Origin of the sequence: Pseudomonas sp. MYb541, assembly GCF_037479595.1 — a bacterium.
Taxonomy (GTDB): Bacteria; Pseudomonadota; Gammaproteobacteria; order Pseudomonadales; family Pseudomonadaceae; genus Aquipseudomonas; species Aquipseudomonas canadensis.
Map to the genome: position 1 here is coordinate 38,986 of NZ_JBBGYS010000020.1, position 17,759 is coordinate 56,744.

The following is a 17,759-nucleotide window of genomic DNA, read 5'->3' on the forward strand; positions in this document are numbered from 1 at the left end:
GTTGGGACTAAGATGCGACTAATTCGTCGCATTAAAAGTATGCGAGTCATTCGCATCCTTCGCTATTCGCATTAGCCCTGCTTCAGGAGCCCCGTATGACCAGCCGCCAGACCCCACGTATTTCCACGCGCAAACAGCCGCAACAGGCCCGTTCCACCGAGTTGGTGGCGGCGATTCTGCAAGCGGCTATTCAGGTTTTGGCCAAGGAAGGCGCCACCCGTTTCACCACCGCACGGGTCGCGGAAAAAGCCGGCGTGAGCGTGGGGTCGGTGTACCAGTACTTCCCCAACAAAGCGGCGATTCTGTTTCGGTTGCAGAGTGATGAGTGGCAGCAGACCACCCAGATGCTGCGCGGCATACTGGAAAACCACGACGAGACGCCGCTGGAACGTTTGCGTAGCGTGGTGCACGCCTTTATCCAGTCAGAATGCGAAGAAGCGCAAATGCGCGGGGCGCTGAACGATGCGGCGCCGATCTATCGTGATGCGCCGGAGGCCCTGGAGGTGCGCGCGGCGGGACGCCAGGCGTTCAAGGGGTTCATGCTGGAGTTGTTGCCTGAGGTGTCGGTTGACACGCGTACGTTGGCCAGTGATTTGATCCTGACCACGCTCAGTTCAGTGGGGAAGGCGTTCTCCAACAGTCCGCGAACGGCTGAAGAAATCGCGGTTTATGCCGAGGGGATGGCTGAAATGTTTCGTGCGTATGTGAATGTGCTCAACCTGGTCCAAAGGGCAACCGATACCTCATTTCTTCCAGAGTGACACCTCCCCTCTGAAGATTACGTTCACTCCCCGCGTCCTCGACACAGCCCATCCTGCGATAAAACCGGATAGCTCTTTCATTACGGCTCAAGACCCAAAGCGTCAAACACTCATACCCCTGCTCCATCAAGACCTGCAGGCCTGCCTTCCACAAAGACAGCCCGACGCCTGTTTGCCAATACCTGGCTAAAACGTAGATAGCCATGACCTCACCCGCGTTCTGCCCTGCCGCTTCTTCGTCACGACTGGCACCGACCGATATCCAGCCGACAACTTGCCCATCCAACTCCGCGACCCACACGTCGGACTCGCCCGACTCAATCGAGCGAACCCAAAAGGATTCACGCCGAGCCAGCGTTGCATCCAGCCCATTCAAGAACTCGGCAGGCATCAAGTCACGATAGGCTTCCTGCCAACTGCGAATATGCACCTGGGCGATGGCGTTGGCGTCGCCAGGTAACGCTTTGCGGATCATTGATCTATTCCTTATGCAGTCAATGGCCTTCAAGTAAACCCAACCTTCATGACCGTTTACCCTCGTGGTATGTTTCGAGCCCTGCCCGCAAAAGGAGGTGCCATGCAATCGTTAGCCATCAACGCCGCACTGCTGATCATCGACATGCAGCAAGGCATGAACCAACCAAAGCAGGGGCGACGCAACAACCCCGACGCCGAAGTGCAGATACAGCGTCTGCTGACAGCCTGGCGTCAATCCGACCGCCCTGTTGTTCACATCCGGCACATGTCCCGCTCGCCCGATTCGGTGTTCTGGCCGGGCCAGCCGGGCTGCGAATTCCAGCCCGCGCTGCAACCGTTGGCGCATGAGCATGTGACCGAAAAGAACGTTCCGGATGCCTTCGTCGCCTCAGGGCTAGAACGCTGGCTGCACGCGCGCGGGATCCGGCAACTGGTGATCGTTGGCGTGATCACCAACAACTCGGTCGAGGCCACGGCACGCTCAGGCGGCAACCTGGGTTTTGCGGTGACGGTGGTTTCAGATGCGTGCTACACCTTCGACCAAACCGATTTGTCCGGGCGCCTGTGGCCCGCGGAAGATGTGCATGCGCTCTCACTGAGCAACCTGGCGATGGACTATGCCGCCGTGATGGAGACCGACAAAATCCTGGTTCATTGTTGACCACGACGGTCAGGTAGCGGGTTGAAACACGCCCTCTTTCACAAGCATATCGATCAGTGATTGCGGCCAGACGGTCTCTTCGGTAGAGCGCAGCGCATTGGCAGACCACCAACGATGATCCGCCATGACCTGAGTCTCATTTGCCCGGCCAATGGTCCGTCTTTATGGACGAACCTGAACAGAAGCACCTCCTGGGAGGGGTTGATCACCAGCAGGCGTGACGCCTTTCGTTCGCGCATTGAATCCGTCCCATCCTTAGGTCGATGTCGTCGCTTCCAATAATCGCGCAATCGTCTTGCGCATCTCCCCGTGGTCGACCTCCGCATACGGCTGTGCGTTTTTCCAGTCATAAAACCACGCCGGCATCGTGCGTTTGTCGTCCGGTTCCGAGGCATAGCGCGGGAAGAGATGGCAATGCAGCTCCGGCTCGGAATTGCCCAGGATCTCGTAGTTCATGCGCAACGCACCGGTGGCCTGCAACACCGCATCGCCGAGGCGGGCCATGTCCAGCAGGTAGGCAGTGCGGGCTTCGGTGTCCAGGTCGTTCAGGCTGGCAACGACCGGGTCAGGCAGCAGCAGGCAGTAACCAGGGAGAAACTGTACATCACCCATGACCGCCCAGCCCGAGGCCATGCGGCATATAACCTTGTCGTTGGTGCTGTTACGGGCCTGTGCTACACGTTCGGTGATAAGCGCCATGCAAAATCCTTGATCAACCTGAAGTCCAGGCGGCATCTTAACGCGATTTCAAGCACTGCCATTCACCTTGCGCACACGGCATAACCTGCTGAAGGTAAGCGTCCAGGACATCGGTATTCGCTGACGACCCCATCGCCCCGATATACCCATCAGGCCGCACCAGCACCCACTCGCCCATCGCCAGTCCGTAGGCATGTTCAACGTAGCCCTGGTCGTCGAGCACATCACCCTCAGGTCCAACTATATGGACATGCACGCCCGGCCGAGCAGGCACCACCCCGCACGCTACGCCATAACCGAGCACCGTCCAGTGTGTTCCCTTGAACAGATGGAACAGCCGCAACGCCTGCCCAGCGGCACCTCGGACCGGCGCGTCCGGCGCCCGGTCGCCCGCTGCAACGCCGTTACGCACGGGGCTCTTCAACGCCAGCGAGGACTCTGGATAGGCAATATCCAACTGATGCACTTCCCTGCCCCGACGCAGTTCGCCGTTCTTCATCTCACCCAGCAGTTGGGTGGACAAACCAAGCACGCAAGCGGCGACAGGCCGACGCTCCGCTTCATAGGTATCCAGTAAATCATCAGGTGCCCCCTGTACTACCGCCGCCAGCTTCCAGCCCAGGTTGTAAGCGTCCTGCACGCTGGTATTCAGGCCCTGGCCGCCGGTGGGTGGATGGATATGGGCGGCGTCCCCCACCAGCAGCACCCTCCCCACGCGGTATTGATCCGCCAGGCGGGCATTCATGGTGTAGGCCGACGACCAAGACACCGCGTGCACCCGGATATCGGCGCGACCGGTGCGATGGGCGATGATTGCGGTGAGCCCCTCGGCACTGAAATCGACGTCAAGATCCGCGGGAATCGGCCCCTGAATCTGGAACAGCTCGGTGCCGGCCAAGGGGCATATCGCAATCTGGCGCTGCAGATCGCCGTCACCAAAACGGTGCCAGGCATCACGCGTGAGGCCGCTGAGTTCGACATCCGCCACCAAAGCGCGTACGCCAAGGGTCTTGCCGGGAAAGCCGATATCCAGGGCATGTCGAACAAAACTGCGCCCCCCATCAGCGCCCACCAACCAACGCACACGGATGTGTTCTTCACCTGCGTTGCCGATCAGCCGTGCGGTGACTGCGTTGCCGTCCTGCTCGAACCCCACTAATTCACAAGCAAATTCAGGCTGATGTCCCCACTCAAGCAGACGTTCGCGCATCACGCGCTCGGTCAAAAACTGCGGCACCATCAACGGTTGTCGATAAGGCTCGGCGGGCGTCGACGCCTTGGATTCTGTGAATTCTGCTTCGCTGTAGCTGCCATCGTCGCGGTAGCGCCGGTCAGTCGGATAGACTCCACCCACTGCCATCAGACGGTCGAGAATCCCCAGGTCTTCGAACACTTCCTGAGACCTTGGCTGGATACCTTTGCCACGCGAACCCTGGAAGGGATGCGCATTTTTTTCGATCAGCCGAAAAGTGATACCCCTTCTCGCCAGGTCGATCGCCAAGGTCAGGCCGGCGGCACCGGCACCGCAAATCAGTACATCGACAGCGAATTGCGCTTTCATACTGGATCACCTATATGTGCAATACGCACATATTAAGAGAGGCGAACACCGTGTCAATTAAAAATGTGCAAAACGCACATATATCCGCCCAACTGCGTGACCTGCATGGTTCATTGGTTGAGATTGTGGGGGTGATGAACCGCCCGCAGCGCGACGAAGCGATGGTGCGCGAAGCTGGGATTTCACTGGATCGCGCCCTGTTTCCGCTGCTGGTGCTGGTGGAAAGGTTGGGTCCGATCGGCGTGGTCGAACTGGCTGACCGCGTGGGCCGTGACTACACCACCGTGAGCCGGCAGGTGGCGAAGCTGGAAAGCCTGGGCTTGGTTCTGCGCCAGGCAAGCGCAGTCGACCGCCGCGTACGCGAGTCGGTGATTACCGAGAAAGGCAAAGCCATGACTGACCGCGTCGACGACGCGCGGGAGAGGATCGGTGTGTCGATCTTCTCCACCTGGGATGAAGGCGACTTCGACAATCTGGTGCGGCTGATGCGCAAGTTTGCCGAGGATATCAAGGATGACTCGGTGCGTGCGACGAAGGGCATTTCCTAAGGCCATGCACGTTTCCTGTGGCAAGCGGGGCAAGCCCGCTTGCCACACAGCATCAATCCAATGCCAATTCCACCACCCCAGCGTTCAACCGCACCGGCCATACCCGCAGCCTCTGATCAGGCGCCTCCAGGCACTGCCCATCCTCGAGCCGGTAATGCTGCTTGTAGATCGGCGCCGCCACCACCAAGTCACCCTTGATGCTGCCGATCAAGCCGCGTCCGATCACATTCGCGCCGGATTCCGGGTCATGGTTGTCGATGGCGAACAGCGTCTGGTCCTGCGCACCCGGCAGGTAGAACAGCGCCACTTGCGCGCCGTCCAGCCACACCACTACGCCGGAATTGCTCACCAGGTCGGTCTCGCTGCACACACCTTTCCAGGTGGCCAGGTTGCGTTGCGGGTTGGCTTGGCTCATCAGGCAATCTCCTCGGTGACGGGAATCAGGTTGAGTTCGGCGGCCATGATCGGCCGGCGTTGGCCGCGCTCCTGGACGAAGTGGATGTCCGGGTCGGGGCGTTTGTCGTTGACGAAGGTGCGGAAGCGCTTGAGTTTTTCCGGGTCTGCGAGGGCGTTGGCCCATTCGCATTCGTAGCGGTCGACCACCAGTTGCATCTGCGCTTCCAGCTCTGCGCCGAGGCCCAGGCTGTCGTGCAGGATCACGTCCTTGAGGAAATCCAGGCCGCCTTCGAGGCTTTCGCGCCAGACCGAGGTGCGTTGCAGCTTGTCGGCGGTGCGGATGTAGAACATCAGGAAGCGGTCGATGTAGCGGATCAGCGTGGCGTCATCCAGATCGGTGGCGAACAGCTCCGCATGGCGTGGGCGCATGCCGCCGTTGCCGGCGATGTAGAGGTTCCAGCCCTTCTCGGTGGCGATCACGCCCACGTCTTTGCTCTGGGCTTCAGCGCATTCGCGGGTACAGCCGGACACTGCGAATTTGAGCTTGTGCGGCGAGCGCAGGCCCTTGTAACGGTCCTCGATCAACAGCGCCATTTTCACGCTGTCCTGCACGCCGTAACGGCACCAGGTGCTGCCCACGCAGGACTTCACCGTACGCGTGGATTTGCCGTAGGCGTGCCCGGTTTCAAACCCGGCGGCGATCAGTTCGCTCCAGATATCCGGCAGTTCGTGCAGTTGTGCACCAAACAGGTCGATGCGCTGGCCGCCGGTGATTTTGGTATAGAGGTCATATTTCTTCGCGACCTCGCCGATCACGATGAGTTTATCCGCGGTGATTTCGCCGCCTGGAATACGCGGCACCACCGAGTAGGTGCCGTTTTTCTGCATGTTGGCCATGAACGTATCGTTGGTGTCCTGCAACGGCACCAGGGACGCATCCATGATCGGCTGGTTCCAGCACGACGCCAGGATCGAGCCCACCGCCGGCTTGCACACATCGCAGCCGGTGTGACCACGGCCGTGTTTGGCCAGCAGTTCGTCAAAGGTGAGGATGCCTTCCACGCGCACCAGCGCGTACAACTCCTGCCGGGTGTAGGCGAAGTGTTCGCACAGGCTCTTGTCGACGCTGACGCCACGGGCGATCAGTTCATGTTCGAACACCTGCTTCAGCAAACCGGCGCAGCCGCCGCAACCGGTGCAGGCGTTGGTCTGGGCTTTGAGCAGGCCGAGGTCGCTGCAGCCGCCGTCGATGGCCGAGCAGATCGCGCCCTTGGTCACGTTGTGGCAGGAGCAGACGGTGGCCGATTCCGGCAGCGCGCCGGGGCCGAGGGTCGGTGCGCCGCTGGACGACGGCAGGATCAGGCTGGCCGGCTCGGACGGCAGCGCGATGCTGTTCTGCATGTATTGCAGCAGGGTGTCGTAGTAGCTGTTGTCGCCCACCAACACCGCGCCGATCACATGTTTGCCCGACGCATCCACCACCAGACGCCGGTAGCTGGCGCTGGCTTCGTCGATGAACTGGTAGCTGCGTGCGCCCGGCGTGTGGGCATGGGCGTCGCCGATGGAGCCCACGTCGACGCCGAGCAACTTGAGTTTGGTCGACATGTCGGCACCCACAAACGGCTCGGCGGTTTGCGCGCACAGCAGCGCGGCAACTCCACGGGCCATCTGATAGCCCGGCGCGACCAGGCCGAACAGGCTGCCGTTCCAGGACGCGCATTCGCCAATCGCGTAGATGTTCGGGTCGATGCTCAGGCATTCGTCATTGATCACCACACCGCCACGCGGGCCGATGTCCAGGCCGGCCTGGCGGGCCAGCGCATCCTGGGCGCGGATACCGGCGGAGAATACGATCAGATCGGTTTCAAGGAACTCGTCATTGGCAAAATTCATGCGGTAGCGGTACTGCTCGCCCGCGCTGATGGATTGGGTGGCGCGCGACAAATGCACGCCCACGCCCAGCCGTTCGATCTGCGCCTTGAGTGCCAGGCCGCCAAAGTCGTCGAGTTGCACCGGCATCAAGCGCGGCGCGAACTCCACCACATGGGCCTCAAGGCCGAGGCTTTTCAGGGCGTTGGCGGCTTCCAGGCCCAACAGGCCGCCGCCCACCACCACGCCGCGTCGTGCATTGGCGGCGGCCTTGCGAATCGCGTCCAGGTCTTCAAGGGTGCGATACACCAGCCGCGAATCGCCTTCGGCGCCTTCGATAGGCGGCACAAACGGATAGGAGCCGGTGGCCAACACCAGCTTGTCATAGGCGACGCAGCCGTCAGCGGTGATCACCTCGCAGCGGGCGCGGTCGATCTCCAGCACCGGTACGCCCAAGTGAAGCGTCACGCCCGGCGTCTGATACAGCGACGCTTCGGATAATGCCAACGATTCCGCATCACGGCCGGTGAAATACTCGGACAGGTGCACCCGGTCATAGGCGCGCATCGGCTCTTCGCTGAACACATGCAAACGGTAGTGATCCAGCGCGCCGCGCTCGATCAATTGCGCCACACAGTGGTGGCCGACCATGCCATTGCCGACGACGATCAAGGTTTTGAGATGGTTCATAGTAAGCACCCGACAAAGCTCATCACGGTTTTAAAAAAGCAAAAAAAAACGCCTGAAACCTTGCGGTTCCAGGCGTCTTTGCCTGTTCTTATGCGGGTTCGGATCGGGCGACTGCGCCGGATTCTCCGCTATTGCCCCTGGTGTCGATCGTCGTTGACCGAAGTGGGTTGAGGGGGAGCTTGCAGGGTCTGTGCCAAGCGGATGCAAGGCCTGTGTTCACGGCTCAACAGGTGAGCCGCCAATGCCAAGCACCACCTCCAGCGCCTACAACTGGTGCATCTCGCGTCATAAAAGTGCATGACTCGCCATGAATGAATGGTTTTCTGTGGTGAGCGGGCTTGCCCCGCGCCCAGGGCGCCTCGGTATCAAAGGGCAGTTCAAAAACCTGGCGCGTGACTTGCTAGGAACACCCCAACCAAGCAGTCAACGCTGACTGCCCTCTCACGACAAAGGCGCCGTGTAATCCCCGTTCTGAACGGAGGGTTGCAAGGCGCCTTTTTTGTTTACGCAGGTTTCAGATGGCCAACCAAAGCATACGCAGTGTGTGTCCCTATTGTGGCGTGGGCTGTGGCATCGTCATGCAGGTACAAGACAATAAAGTGGTCAAGGTGATCGGCGATAAGGCCCACCCCACCAACTTTGGCCGCCTGTGCACCAAGGGCACCACCTGCGGGCAAGCCATCGCCGAGTCCGGGCGCATGGAAAACGCCTATGTACGCCAGGCCCGGGAGCATGACCCGGTGCGCATCGGCATGGACAACGCCATCCGCGAAACCGCGCGCCGCCTGCGTCACACCCTCGACACGCACGGCCCGGACGCATTGGCTTTCTACGTGTCAGGGCAGATGTCGCTGGAGTCCCAGTACCTGATCAACAAATTGGCCAAGGGTTTCGTCCGCACCCCCAACATCGAGTCCAACTCGCGGCTGTGCATGGCCAGCGCCGGCAGTGGCTACAAACTCTCCCTCGGCTCCGACGGCCCGCCGGGGTCATATGAAGACTTCGATCGCGCCGACCTGTTCTTCGTGATCGGCGCGAACATGGCTGACTGTCACCCGATTCTGTTCTTGCGCATGATGGACCGGGTCAAGGCCGGGGCGAAGCTGATCGTGGTCGACCCCCGGCGCAGTGCCACGGCGGACAAGGCCAACCTGTTCCTGCCGATCAAACCCGGCACCGACCTGGCGTTGCTCAATGGTCTGCTGCACCTGCTGGTCAAAAACGGCCACACCGACCCTGCCTTTATCGCCGCCTTTACCGAAGGCTGGGAGGCGATGCCGGAATTCCTGGAGGACTATTCGCCAGATCAAGTCGCCGCCATCACCGGCCTGGCCGAAGCCGATATCCGCCAAGCCGCCGACTGTATCGGCCAGGCTGCCGAGTGGATGAGCTGCTGGACCATGGGCCTCAACCAGAGCACCCACGGCACCTGGCACACCAACGCGCTGTGCAACCTGCACCTGGCCACTGGCGCCATCTGCCGTCCGGGCAGCGGGCCGTTTTCCCTCACGGGTCAACCCAACGCCATGGGCGGGCGCGAAATGGGTTACATGGGCCCTGGACTGCCGGGGCAACGATCGGTGCTGGTCGAGGCCGACCGCGCCTTTATCGAAGACCTGTGGCAGATCCCCCACGACAGCCTGCCGCGCCAGGCTGGCAGCGGCACCGTGGCGATGTTCGAACAGATGGCCGCCGGGCAGATCAAGGCCTGCTGGATCATCTGCACCAACCCGGTCGCCAGCGTGCCTAACCGGCAGACCGTGATCAAAGGCCTGCAAACCGCCGAACTGGTGATCACCCAGGATGCTTTTCTCGATACCGAGACCAACCGCTACGCCGACATTCTGTTGCCCGGCGCGCTGTGGGCCGAGGCCGAAGGGGTGATGATCAACTCCGAACGCAACCTGACCCTGATGCAAAAGGCCGTCGACGCGCCCGGCGAGACCCTGCCCGACTGGCAGATCATCGCCAGGGTCGCCTGTGAAATGGGCTTTGCCGATGCGTTCACCTATGCATCCGCCGCCGACGTGTTTGAAGAAATCAAACGCGCCTGGAACCCCAAGACCGGCTACGACCTGCGTGGCGCGAGCTACCCGCGCCTGCGTGAGAAGCCGCTGCAATGGCCTTGCGCGTCGGAGGATGGCGCGGACCGCAACCCAATCCGCTACCTGGACACAGGCACCCTCGCCTTCGCCACCGAAAACGGCAAAGCCCAGTTTTTCGCCCGCCCCCATATGCCACCCGCAGAAATGCCGGAAGACGCGTTCCCCTTCGTGCTCAACACCGGCCGCGTGCAACACCAATGGCACACCCTGACCAAGACCGGCAAGGTTGCGACCCTGAATAAACTCAACCCCGGCCCCTTTGTGGAATTACACCCCGAAGACGCGAGCCGCTTGGGTATCAAGGACAAGGATCGAGTCGAAATACGCTCCCAGCGCGGCCGCGCCGTTCTGCCCGCCGTGGTCACCGACCGTGTGCGGCCAGGCAATTGTTTTGCGCCGTTCCACTGGAACGATGTATTCGGTGAAAACCTGGCAATCAACGCGGTGACCAACGACGCGGTGGACCCGATCTCCTTACAGCCGGAGTTCAAGTACTGCGCCGTCGCCCTGGCTCGCGTCGAGCTGATCGACCACCAATTCCTGGACCGCCCTTCCCCCGTAGCAGAGGACACCGCCATGTCGCGCCTCGACGCCTTTGCCGAAATCGCCGGCATCCGCAACCTACCCGCGCCACCCTTGAGCGAGAATGAGCGCACCTACCTCGCCGGCTTTCTCAGCGGCCTGCAGTCCAACGCCACACGCCAGGCGGTCGGCGTGCCGACCATGCCCGCCAATGCGCCGCTGACGGATGCCGCGCGGCTGTGGCTGAACGGCTTGCTCGGCGGTTTGTTCAGCCATACGCAATCCCACGCAGCGCCCTCCCCAGACGTCACCTTGTTGTGGGCCTCGCAAACCGGCAACGCCGAAGCCTTGGCCGAGCGTTTTGCCAAACGGCTGCGCGACGCGGGCATTGCCGTGGAACTGAGCGCGATGTCGGATTTCCCGGCGAGCAAACTGGCAAGCACCCACACCCTGGCGCTGATCAGCAGCACCTTTGGCGACGGCGACCCACCGGACAATGGCGAAGGTTTCTGGCGCAGCCTCAGCACCGCCGAGACGCGCCTGGAGTCCTTGCGCTTCGCAGTGCTGGCCCTGGGTGATCCGAACTATGACCAGTTCTGCAACCACGGCAAGCAACTCGACCAACGCCTGTTGGAACTGGGCGCCACCCGCCTGCTGGAACGCGTCGACTGCGACACCGAATTCGAAGCGCTGGCCGATGCGTGGCTGGTGCGTTTCCAGCAAACCCTCGCCCCGACAAAGCCCATCGCGCCCGCCACCCCCGCCGGTAAAACCAAATTGTACGGCTCACGCCTGCTGCTCAACCGGCACCTGAACCCGCTCAGTACCCACAAGGAAACCCGTCAGTTCGCCCTGGACCTGGCCGGCTCCGGGCTGACCTACGAAGCCGGCGATGCGCTGGGCGTGCGGCCGCGCAACTGCCCCGAACTGGTCAACGAACTGCTCGACCTCACCTGCCTGAACGCCCATACCAGCGTGAACATCGACACCTTCGGCGATGTGCCGCTGCAACAGGCCTTGACCCAGCACTTCGAAATCGCCCGGCCCAGCAGCGACACCTTGGCCTTCATCGCCGAGCGCAGCGCCAACCCTGGCCTCAAGCACTTGCTCAACCCCGAACACAAGGCCGAACTGAATGACTGGCTGTGGGGCCGGCAACTGGCGGATGTGCTGCAGGCATACCCCATCGAGTGCTCGGCGGATGAATTACTGGGCACCCTCAAGCGCTTGCAACCACGCTTGTATTCAATCGCTTCGAGTGCCAAGGCCTATCCGCAGGAAGTGCATCTCACCGTGGCTGCCGTGCGCTATGGCAAGCGCAAGGGTGTGTCCTCGACGTTCCTGGCTGACCGGGTCGGCGACGGCGAAGTGCCGCTGTTCGTGCAGCCGTCCAAGCACTTTCGCACGCCCACCGACGGCGACGTACCCATGATCATGATCGGGCCCGGCACCGGTATCGCGCCCTTTCGCGCGTTCTTGCAGGAACGTCGCGCGCTGGGTCATCAGGGGCGCAACTGGCTGTTCTTCGGTGAACAGCACGCCGCCAGCGATTTCTACTATCAGGACGAACTGCAAGGCATGCAGCGCGACGGCCTGCTCAACCACTTGAGCCTGGCGTTCTCGCGCGACCAGGCGCAAAAGGTCTACGTGCAGGACCGCATCCGCGAACAGGGGGCCGAGCTGTGGCGCTGGTTGCAGGATGGCGCCAAGCTGTACATCTGCGGTGACGCCAGCCACATGGCCAAAGATGTCGACCAGGCCCTGCGCCAAGTCGCGCAAACCCACGGCGGGCTTGGCGTCGAGGGTGCTGTGGAGTACTGGCGGCAGTTAAGTGAGCAGAAGCGATATCTGCGTGATGTGTATTGATTGGATACAGAACAATAAGCACTTTGTATTGTGTACAAAAAACCCTAAAGATTTACCGGGACCGGGCCGAAACATCAGTGATAGCAAATCGCCGCAATCCTGATCGAGGTGCGCGATGATTTGGCCGCCCTTCACGCTGATGGTCGTCTCGATGAAAATAAAAAATAAGCTGGTACTCGCATTTGTCTCCGTTGCTTTCATCCCGGTAAGCCTGGTGGCCGTGATTTCGGTCATGAACACGCGGACCCAGGCGGTGGATCAGTTTATCGACGGCAGTACCCGGGAAATCCGTCAGATCGACGGCAATATCCGCCAGTTCTTCGACGGTACGCTGCAAAACGTCGATCAAATGGCCACTGATCCTGTATACACCTCAGTGAACACGCTGAAGAACTACCAGCCTGCCGACGCGGCCAGCCAGCCCATGCCCGCCGAGGCGCAAGCGGTGATCGACCGCTTCGCGCGCTTTGGCGCCACACACCCGGCGGCGGCCATCCTGTCCATCGGCCTCGAAGACGGCACCTACGCCAAATGGCCGGATGACCCGCAACTGGCCAAGTACGACCCGCGCACCCGCCCCTGGTACAAGGCGGCCATGGCCAGCCCCGGCAAGACCGTGCGCACCCCCGCGTATTACTACGACAAAGACGACGTCGCCCTGGTGGGTACCGCGCGCGCCCTACTGGAAAACGGCAAGGCCAAGGGCGTGTTCGTGGTCAGCGTTTCACTGAAAAACCTCACCGAACTGCTCAAGAGCATCAAGCTGGGCGAAAGCGGCTACGTGATGCTGATCGAGGACGGCGTGGTGCTGGTCGACCCGCGCAACGCCGCCCACAACTTCAAGCCGCTCAAAGACCTGGGCACAGCCTATGCACAGTTGGCCGACACAGCGCAGGGCTCCACCGAAGTGGTGATCGACGGCGTACGCTACATGGCCAACGTGTGGACCTCCCCCGGCCTCGGCTGGCGCTATATCGGGCTGATCGAACACCGTGAAGTCATGGCCGAAGCCACGCGCATGACCTACCTCACCGCCATCATCGTCGCGGTGCTGGTGCTGATCTTCGGGCTGATCGCGGCAGCATTTTCCAAGGTCATCGTCAAACCCATCGGCCAGGTCAGTACCGGCTTGCAGTCCATCGCCCAGGGCGAAGGCGACTTGCGCCACGAATTGCAGGTCCAGGGCAAGGATGAAACCGCCGAACTGGCCGGCTGGTTCAACAAGTTCCTTGCGGCGATCCGCCAACTGATCCAACACATCGGCGCGGCCTCGGCCAACTTGCAGAACGCGTCCAAGGTCAACAGCGAGGTGGCGCACAACATGAACGAGGCGGCCGGGCGCCAGCGTGAGGCGGTAGAACTTGTGTCTACGGCGTTCAACGAGATGGTCGCCACTGCCAACGAAGTCGCACGCTCCTGCAGTGGCGCGGCGGAATCCGCCGAGAACGGGCACCGTCGCGTCGCCGAGGGCAAGCAGCAGATCGAAGTCACCACCGACAACGTCAACCGCCTGGGGCGCCGCCTGACCGAGTCATCCCAGGCCATGGTCGAACTGGAAGCCGGCAGCCGCAGCATCAACCAGATCCTCGGCACCATCCGTGCGATTGCCGAACAGACCAACTTGTTGGCGCTCAACGCCGCCATCGAAGCCGCCCGTGCGGGTGATCAAGGCCGTGGTTTTGCGGTGGTAGCCGACGAAGTGCGCGCGCTGGCCAAGCGCACGTCCGACTCCACTGGAGAGATCGAGCAACTGCTCGGCACCCTGGAAAACAAGACCCAGGAAGTCACGCAAAAGATGGGCAGCTGCCTCGACCTGTCGCGGGCCAGTGTGTCGTCCATCGAAAACGCGCGGGACAGCTTTGAAGGCATCCAGACGTCGGTCAATGAGATCCGTGACCAGAACCTGCAGATCTCCGCTGCCGCCGAGGAACAACACAGCGTGGCCGAAGAGATCAACCGGCATATCCAGCAGATCTACGACGAAGCACGGCTGGTGGAAAGCCTGGCCAACTCGGCGCAGGACGATTCGGGGCGGTTGTCGAACCTGTCGGATGAGTTGAATGGGCTGGTGGGACGGTTCAAGTCCTGAGCAAACCGGCGATTAAAGTCACCGTTCACGGCCAAGGCAATGTCCAGGGACGGCCGAAACCGCTTATGGACGGTGCCTCTCAATCACCAGGCCTTCCGACTCGCTGGGCGCACAGAAGTGACGGGTGATCAGGTCAAACTCGGCATCAGTGGCGGCGAAGTCATGCTCGCCCTGTGCATTGCGCGCATGCAGTCGGGCCCGGCAGGTGCTGTCATCGAGTTCAAGGTAGTGCAAACAGTGCGGCACCTCGGCTGTCTGCGCGAGGCCTAGCAGCCATTCACGATTGGCCAAGGTGTTGGCAGGAAAATCCAGCACCACATTGACACCCGACTGCAGCAGATTGATGACCAACGGCCCCAACACACCGCGCATGCGCTGGGAGCGAGCAAGGTAGTCAGAAATAGAGCTGACTTCACCGGGGTAAAGCGTAGCGAGCCAGTGGTCTTCACTGAACAAAAAGGCGTCGTGTTTGACTGCAAGGGTCTTGGCGAGTGTGGATTTGCCAGAGGCTATTTTTCCGCAGAGCAGGTGGAGGGTCGGCATAGGTGAAGGCTCCTTCTTCTAGATTGAATGTCGCTTGAAGTGTTCATAAAAGGCCAGCGCCGCCACGTTTTTATCCTTGGCTTCCAGCATGATGTCGAAGCGGTCAAGGAACTGCAGCGCGTAGTCGTTGGTCCACCGGTTCCACATCTGAGCGCTGTGGGCGTAGAGGTCGCGCTTGGACACCACCTGCAACAGCGCGTCCATTTCCAACTTGTGCTCGGCGTCGAAACCCAGTTCCTGCAAGACTTCCTGGGGCTGGGAGTAATGCATGGTTGGGCGCACGCCGCGCCAGCTTTCAATCACGCGGGCGACGCGCTCGGAGTGGGGGTCGATGTAGTCGTTTTCGTTGATCCAGCAGTGGTGGATGTCCAATACCACCGGCGCCAGGTCAGCGACTTGCAGGCAATGGTCGAGCCCGTAGGTTTTCTCATCGTTCTCGAAGGTGATGCAGTTACGCGCCACCTCCGACAGGCGTGACCACACCGCGCGGGTGCCTTCCACGCCAAGGCGGCCGGCGATGTGCACGTTGCACTTGAGGTCCTGGAAGCGACGGCCGTAGCCCATCATGCGAATCATATCGGCATGGTATTCGAATTCGGCCAGGCTGTTTTCCACCACGCCGGGGTTTTCCGAACCGAGCACGCAGTACTGGCCGGGGTGGAAGGACAGGCGGATATCCGACGCGCGGGCCAACTCACCGATGGCGGCGAACCCTTCCACCAGTTGCCGCTCGATGGCCGGGTCTTGGTACACGGCAGCGACTTTCGGGTGGCTGTAGAACGGCAGCAGATCGCTGCTCAGGCGCAACATGCGCAAGGTCGGCGGCAATTGCGCCACATAAGCCAAAAGCTGTAACTGGGCGGCCAGGTTGTGCGTGACCACTTCCACCAGCTTGTCGCGGGCCACTTGCGGCGTGACGCTGTCCATCCAGCGCAACGTGGTGGTGCGTGGGTTGAACGGGCCTTCAATCAACTTCAAGGCACTGGCGGACAGCAGGCGCTCAGGATGTTTGTACTGACACGCAAAGCCGATGCGAGGTTGAGTCATGGAGGCGCCTGGCGAGAGAAAAAGCCGGAATGATACGGCGTTAGGCCGGGGCGCCCCTAGAGGGTTCCCACTATTTCGAAACGTTTCACGCTGAACTTTCTCACACGCACTGCGTTCACTTCTTATGCGCTGCCCCGTCCAGGGGCGTTGTACAACAAGGAGCCGCCCCCTTATGACTACCCTTCCCGCCTACCGATACGCACCCGGGCCGCTGCATGCGACCTTGCTCGCCGGCACCGTGCCGTTGTTTCTCGGTGCCTTGCTCAGCGACATTGCCTACACCCAGACCTACCAGATTCAATGGGCCAACTTCTCGGCCTGGCTGATTGCCGGTGCGCTGGTGTTCGCCGGTTTCGCGTTTTTGTTTGCGCTGGTCAACCTGCTCCGTGCCGAGCGCAAGGCAGGCCAACCCACGCGTTATGTACTGCTGTTGTTGGCCACCTGGATACTCGGCCTGGTCAATGCCTTCCAACACGCCAAGGACGCCTACGCGTCGATGCCCGGCGGCCTGATCCTGTCGGCGATTGTCTTGCTGCTGACGTTGGCGGCCACCTGGACCGGCCTGCGCGCGGGAGGTGTTAAATGAAAACGTCCAACACATTGACGCTATTGAGCGCCGCCCTGCTGCTGACCGCCTGCGGTGGTGAAGGCGACAAGACCCAGGCCCGCGGCCCCGATCCCAAGCTGCCGGAACAACAAAGCAGCCTGCTGCCGAGCATGAAGATTGCCGAGCCCGCGCCCTGGGGCGATCAGAAACCCAAGGTGCCGCAAGGCTACAGCATCACTGCGATTGCCACTGATCTCGCAATCCCGCGCCAGACCCTGGTGCTGCCCAACGGTGACATCCTCGTCGCCGAGGGCCGTGGCGGCAGCGCGGCCAAGCTCAAGCCCAAGGATGTGATCGCCAGCCTGATCAAGGCCGAAGGCAACACCAAGGTCAAGGGCGGCAACCGCCTGACCTTGCTGCGTGACGCCGACGGTGACGGCACCTATGAACTCAAGACCGTGTTCGCCGAAAACCTCAACGCGCCGTACGGCCTGGCGTTTGCCAACGGCAAGCTCTACGTGGCCAACCAGGATGCGCTGGTGAGTTTCGACTACGCCGACGGCCAGACCAAGGCCGCTGGCCCGCCCACCAAGGTCACCGACCTGCCGGCGCAGATCAACCACCACTGGACCAAATCCCTGGCGGTGAGTGCCGATGGCAGTCAGCTTTACGTGGGTATCGGCTCCAACAGCAACGTTACCGAACGTGGCATGGAAGTGGAGATCGATCGCGCAATGGTCTGGCAGATCGACGCCGCCACTGGCGCGCACAAGCCTTATGCAACAGGCCTGCGCAACCCGACGGCACTGACGATCCAGCCGGACACCGGGCAACTCTGGACCGTGGTCAACGAACGCGACGAACTGGGCCCCGACCTGGTACCGGACTACCTGACCTCGGTGCGTGAAGGCGCGTTCTATGGCTGGCCCTACAGCTACTGGGGCCAGAATGTCGACCCGCGCGCCCAACCGCAGAACCCGGCCAAGGTCGCCGCCGCGATCAAGCCGGATTACAGCCTGGGCTCCCATGTGGCAGCGCTCGGCGTGGACTTCTCCATCCCGCAAATGGGCGAGCAGTTCGCTGACGGCGTGTTTGTCGGTGAGCACGGCAGTTGGAACCGCGACAACCCGGTGGGCTACAAAGTGATCTTCGTGCCGTTCAGCAACGGCAAGCCGTCCGGTGAACCGATCGACTTTGCCACCGGCTTTCGCGGAGACGACGGCAAGACCCGTGGCCGCCCAGTCGGTGTGACGGTGGACCCGAAAGGTGCGCTGATCATTGCCGATGACTTGGCCAATACCCTTTGGCGGGTGACGCGTAACCGCTAAGCAAAGTGTTTGACATGGTTGCCTGAAGCAACAATATAATTGCTTCAGGC

General features: G+C 61.4%; 14 protein-coding genes and 2 pseudogenes. 8 read left to right on the forward strand and 8 right to left on the reverse strand.

Annotated elements, in window-relative coordinates:
* The first annotated feature begins 95 nt into the window (after nucleotides 1–95).
* Nucleotides 96–761 (forward strand): TetR family transcriptional regulator, encoded by a 666-nt coding sequence (locus WH299_RS14250; RefSeq protein WP_126571495.1) that lies wholly within the window; start codon nucleotides 96–98, stop codon nucleotides 759–761.
* Here the strand turns inward: WH299_RS14250 and WH299_RS14255 are convergent.
* Complete coding sequence (locus WH299_RS14255) at nucleotides 715–1,236, reverse strand: GNAT family N-acetyltransferase (RefSeq protein ID WP_323623778.1); 522 nt, start codon at nucleotides 1,234–1,236, stop codon at nucleotides 715–717. The two genes, WH299_RS14250 and WH299_RS14255, sit on opposite strands and share 47 nt — an antisense overlap.
* Before the next feature lie 102 nt (nucleotides 1,237–1,338).
* Here WH299_RS14255 and WH299_RS14260 point away from each other — a divergent pair, with 102 nt between their 5' ends.
* Nucleotides 1,339–1,899, forward strand: coding sequence for a cysteine hydrolase family protein (locus tag WH299_RS14260; protein ID WP_339550582.1), 561 nt, complete (start codon nucleotides 1,339–1,341; stop codon nucleotides 1,897–1,899).
* A 9-nt stretch (nucleotides 1,900–1,908) separates the two neighbouring features.
* On the opposite strand, the pseudogene WH299_RS14265 reads toward WH299_RS14260, so the two are convergent.
* The 3 genes and pseudogenes from WH299_RS14265 to WH299_RS14275 all read right to left on the reverse strand — a co-directional run bounded on the left by WH299_RS14265 (nucleotide 1,909) and on the right by WH299_RS14275 (nucleotide 4,159).
* Nucleotides 1,909–2,138, reverse strand: a pseudogene (locus WH299_RS14265) (hypothetical protein).
* A 16-nt stretch (nucleotides 2,139–2,154) separates the two neighbouring features.
* Nucleotides 2,155–2,598 carry an HIT family protein gene (locus WH299_RS14270; protein WP_339550583.1) on the reverse strand — a complete coding sequence of 148 codons (444 nt, stop codon included), beginning with the start codon at nucleotides 2,596–2,598 and terminating at the stop codon, nucleotides 2,155–2,157.
* 37 nt (nucleotides 2,599–2,635) lie between these two features.
* On the reverse strand, nucleotides 2,636–4,159 hold the full coding sequence (locus WH299_RS14275; RefSeq protein WP_339550584.1) for an FAD-dependent oxidoreductase: 1,524 nt from the start codon (nucleotides 4,157–4,159) through the stop codon (nucleotides 2,636–2,638).
* A 50-nt stretch (nucleotides 4,160–4,209) separates the two neighbouring features.
* On the opposite strand from WH299_RS14275, the gene WH299_RS14280 reads away from it, so the two are divergent.
* On the forward strand, nucleotides 4,210–4,707 hold the full coding sequence (locus WH299_RS14280; protein ID WP_038849624.1) for a MarR family winged helix-turn-helix transcriptional regulator: 498 nt from the start codon (nucleotides 4,210–4,212) through the stop codon (nucleotides 4,705–4,707).
* A gap of 52 nt (nucleotides 4,708–4,759) precedes the next feature.
* On the opposite strand, the gene nirD is transcribed toward WH299_RS14280, so the two are convergent.
* On the reverse strand, nucleotides 4,760–5,122 hold the full coding sequence (nirD, locus tag WH299_RS14285; RefSeq protein WP_122727345.1) for a nitrite reductase small subunit NirD: 363 nt from the start codon (nucleotides 5,120–5,122) through the stop codon (nucleotides 4,760–4,762).
* Nucleotides 5,122–7,662, reverse strand: a complete 2,541-nt coding sequence (gene nirB / locus WH299_RS14290; RefSeq protein ID WP_339550586.1) for a nitrite reductase large subunit NirB — start codon at nucleotides 7,660–7,662, stop codon at nucleotides 5,122–5,124. The genes nirD and nirB overlap by 1 nt, the downstream gene beginning before the upstream one ends.
* A 518-nt stretch (nucleotides 7,663–8,180) precedes the next feature.
* Between nirB and WH299_RS14295 the strand changes: the two genes are divergently transcribed.
* The 3 genes and pseudogenes from WH299_RS14295 to WH299_RS29670 all read left to right on the forward strand — a co-directional run bounded on the left by WH299_RS14295 (nucleotide 8,181) and on the right by WH299_RS29670 (nucleotide 14,244).
* The gene (locus tag WH299_RS14295) at nucleotides 8,181–12,155 is read left to right on the forward strand and encodes a bifunctional nitrate reductase/sulfite reductase flavoprotein subunit alpha (RefSeq protein ID WP_339550587.1); all 3,975 of its coding nucleotides are present in this window, start codon (nucleotides 8,181–8,183) and stop codon (nucleotides 12,153–12,155) included.
* A 232-nt stretch (nucleotides 12,156–12,387) separates the two neighbouring features.
* Nucleotides 12,388–13,341 (forward strand): annotated as a pseudogene (locus tag WH299_RS29665) (cache domain-containing protein); the annotation flags it as partial.
* 198 nt (nucleotides 13,342–13,539) lie between these two features.
* Entirely contained in the window at nucleotides 13,540–14,244 is a 705-nt protein-coding gene (locus WH299_RS29670) for a methyl-accepting chemotaxis protein (protein ID WP_445262710.1), read from the forward strand.
* Nucleotides 14,245–14,307: 63 nt separating this feature from the next.
* On the opposite strand, the gene WH299_RS14305 is transcribed toward WH299_RS29670, so the two are convergent.
* Together WH299_RS14305 and WH299_RS14310 are read right to left on the reverse strand one after the other, a co-directional pair.
* Nucleotides 14,308–14,787 (reverse strand): AAA family ATPase, encoded by a 480-nt coding sequence (locus tag WH299_RS14305; RefSeq protein WP_123477718.1) that lies wholly within the window; start codon nucleotides 14,785–14,787, stop codon nucleotides 14,308–14,310.
* A gap of 18 nt (nucleotides 14,788–14,805) precedes the next feature.
* Entirely contained in the window at nucleotides 14,806–15,834 is a 1,029-nt protein-coding gene (locus WH299_RS14310; RefSeq protein ID WP_339550589.1) for a UV damage endonuclease UvsE, read from the reverse strand.
* Nucleotides 15,835–16,006: 172 nt separating this feature from the next.
* Between WH299_RS14310 and WH299_RS14315 the strand changes: the two genes are divergently transcribed.
* Nucleotides 16,007–16,420: a DUF2231 domain-containing protein gene (locus tag WH299_RS14315; protein ID WP_016979973.1), complete on the forward strand. Its 414-nt coding sequence runs from the start codon at nucleotides 16,007–16,009 to the stop codon at nucleotides 16,418–16,420.
* Nucleotides 16,417–17,709: a PQQ-dependent sugar dehydrogenase gene (locus tag WH299_RS14320; protein ID WP_122727354.1), complete on the forward strand. Its 1,293-nt coding sequence runs from the start codon at nucleotides 16,417–16,419 to the stop codon at nucleotides 17,707–17,709. The genes WH299_RS14315 and WH299_RS14320 overlap by 4 nt, the downstream gene beginning before the upstream one ends.
* Nucleotides 17,710–17,759: the final 50 nt, after the last annotated feature.

Coding starts and splice junctions, on each gene's coding strand:
- WH299_RS14250 (WP_126571495.1), top strand. CDS start 96: ATGACCAGCCGCCAGACCCCACGTATTTCCACGCGCAAACAGCCGCAA.
- WH299_RS14255 (WP_323623778.1), bottom strand. CDS start 1,236: ATGATCCGCAAAGCGTTACCTGGCGACGCCAACGCCATCGCCCAGGTG.
- WH299_RS14260 (WP_339550582.1), top strand. CDS start 1,339: ATGCAATCGTTAGCCATCAACGCCGCACTGCTGATCATCGACATGCAG.
- WH299_RS14270 (WP_339550583.1), bottom strand. CDS start 2,598: ATGGCGCTTATCACCGAACGTGTAGCACAGGCCCGTAACAGCACCAAC.
- WH299_RS14275 (WP_339550584.1), bottom strand. CDS start 4,159: ATGAAAGCGCAATTCGCTGTCGATGTACTGATTTGCGGTGCCGGTGCC.
- nirD (WP_122727345.1), bottom strand. CDS start 5,122: ATGAGCCAAGCCAACCCGCAACGCAACCTGGCCACCTGGAAAGGTGTG.
- nirB (WP_339550586.1), bottom strand. CDS start 7,662: ATGAACCATCTCAAAACCTTGATCGTCGTCGGCAATGGCATGGTCGGC.
- WH299_RS14295 (WP_339550587.1), top strand. CDS start 8,181: ATGGCCAACCAAAGCATACGCAGTGTGTGTCCCTATTGTGGCGTGGGC.
- WH299_RS29670 (WP_445262710.1), top strand. CDS start 13,540: ATGGTCGCCACTGCCAACGAAGTCGCACGCTCCTGCAGTGGCGCGGCG.
- WH299_RS14305 (WP_123477718.1), bottom strand. CDS start 14,787: ATGCCGACCCTCCACCTGCTCTGCGGAAAAATAGCCTCTGGCAAATCC.
- WH299_RS14310 (WP_339550589.1), bottom strand. CDS start 15,834: ATGACTCAACCTCGCATCGGCTTTGCGTGTCAGTACAAACATCCTGAG.
- WH299_RS14315 (WP_016979973.1), top strand. CDS start 16,007: ATGACTACCCTTCCCGCCTACCGATACGCACCCGGGCCGCTGCATGCG.
- WH299_RS14320 (WP_122727354.1), top strand. CDS start 16,417: ATGAAAACGTCCAACACATTGACGCTATTGAGCGCCGCCCTGCTGCTG.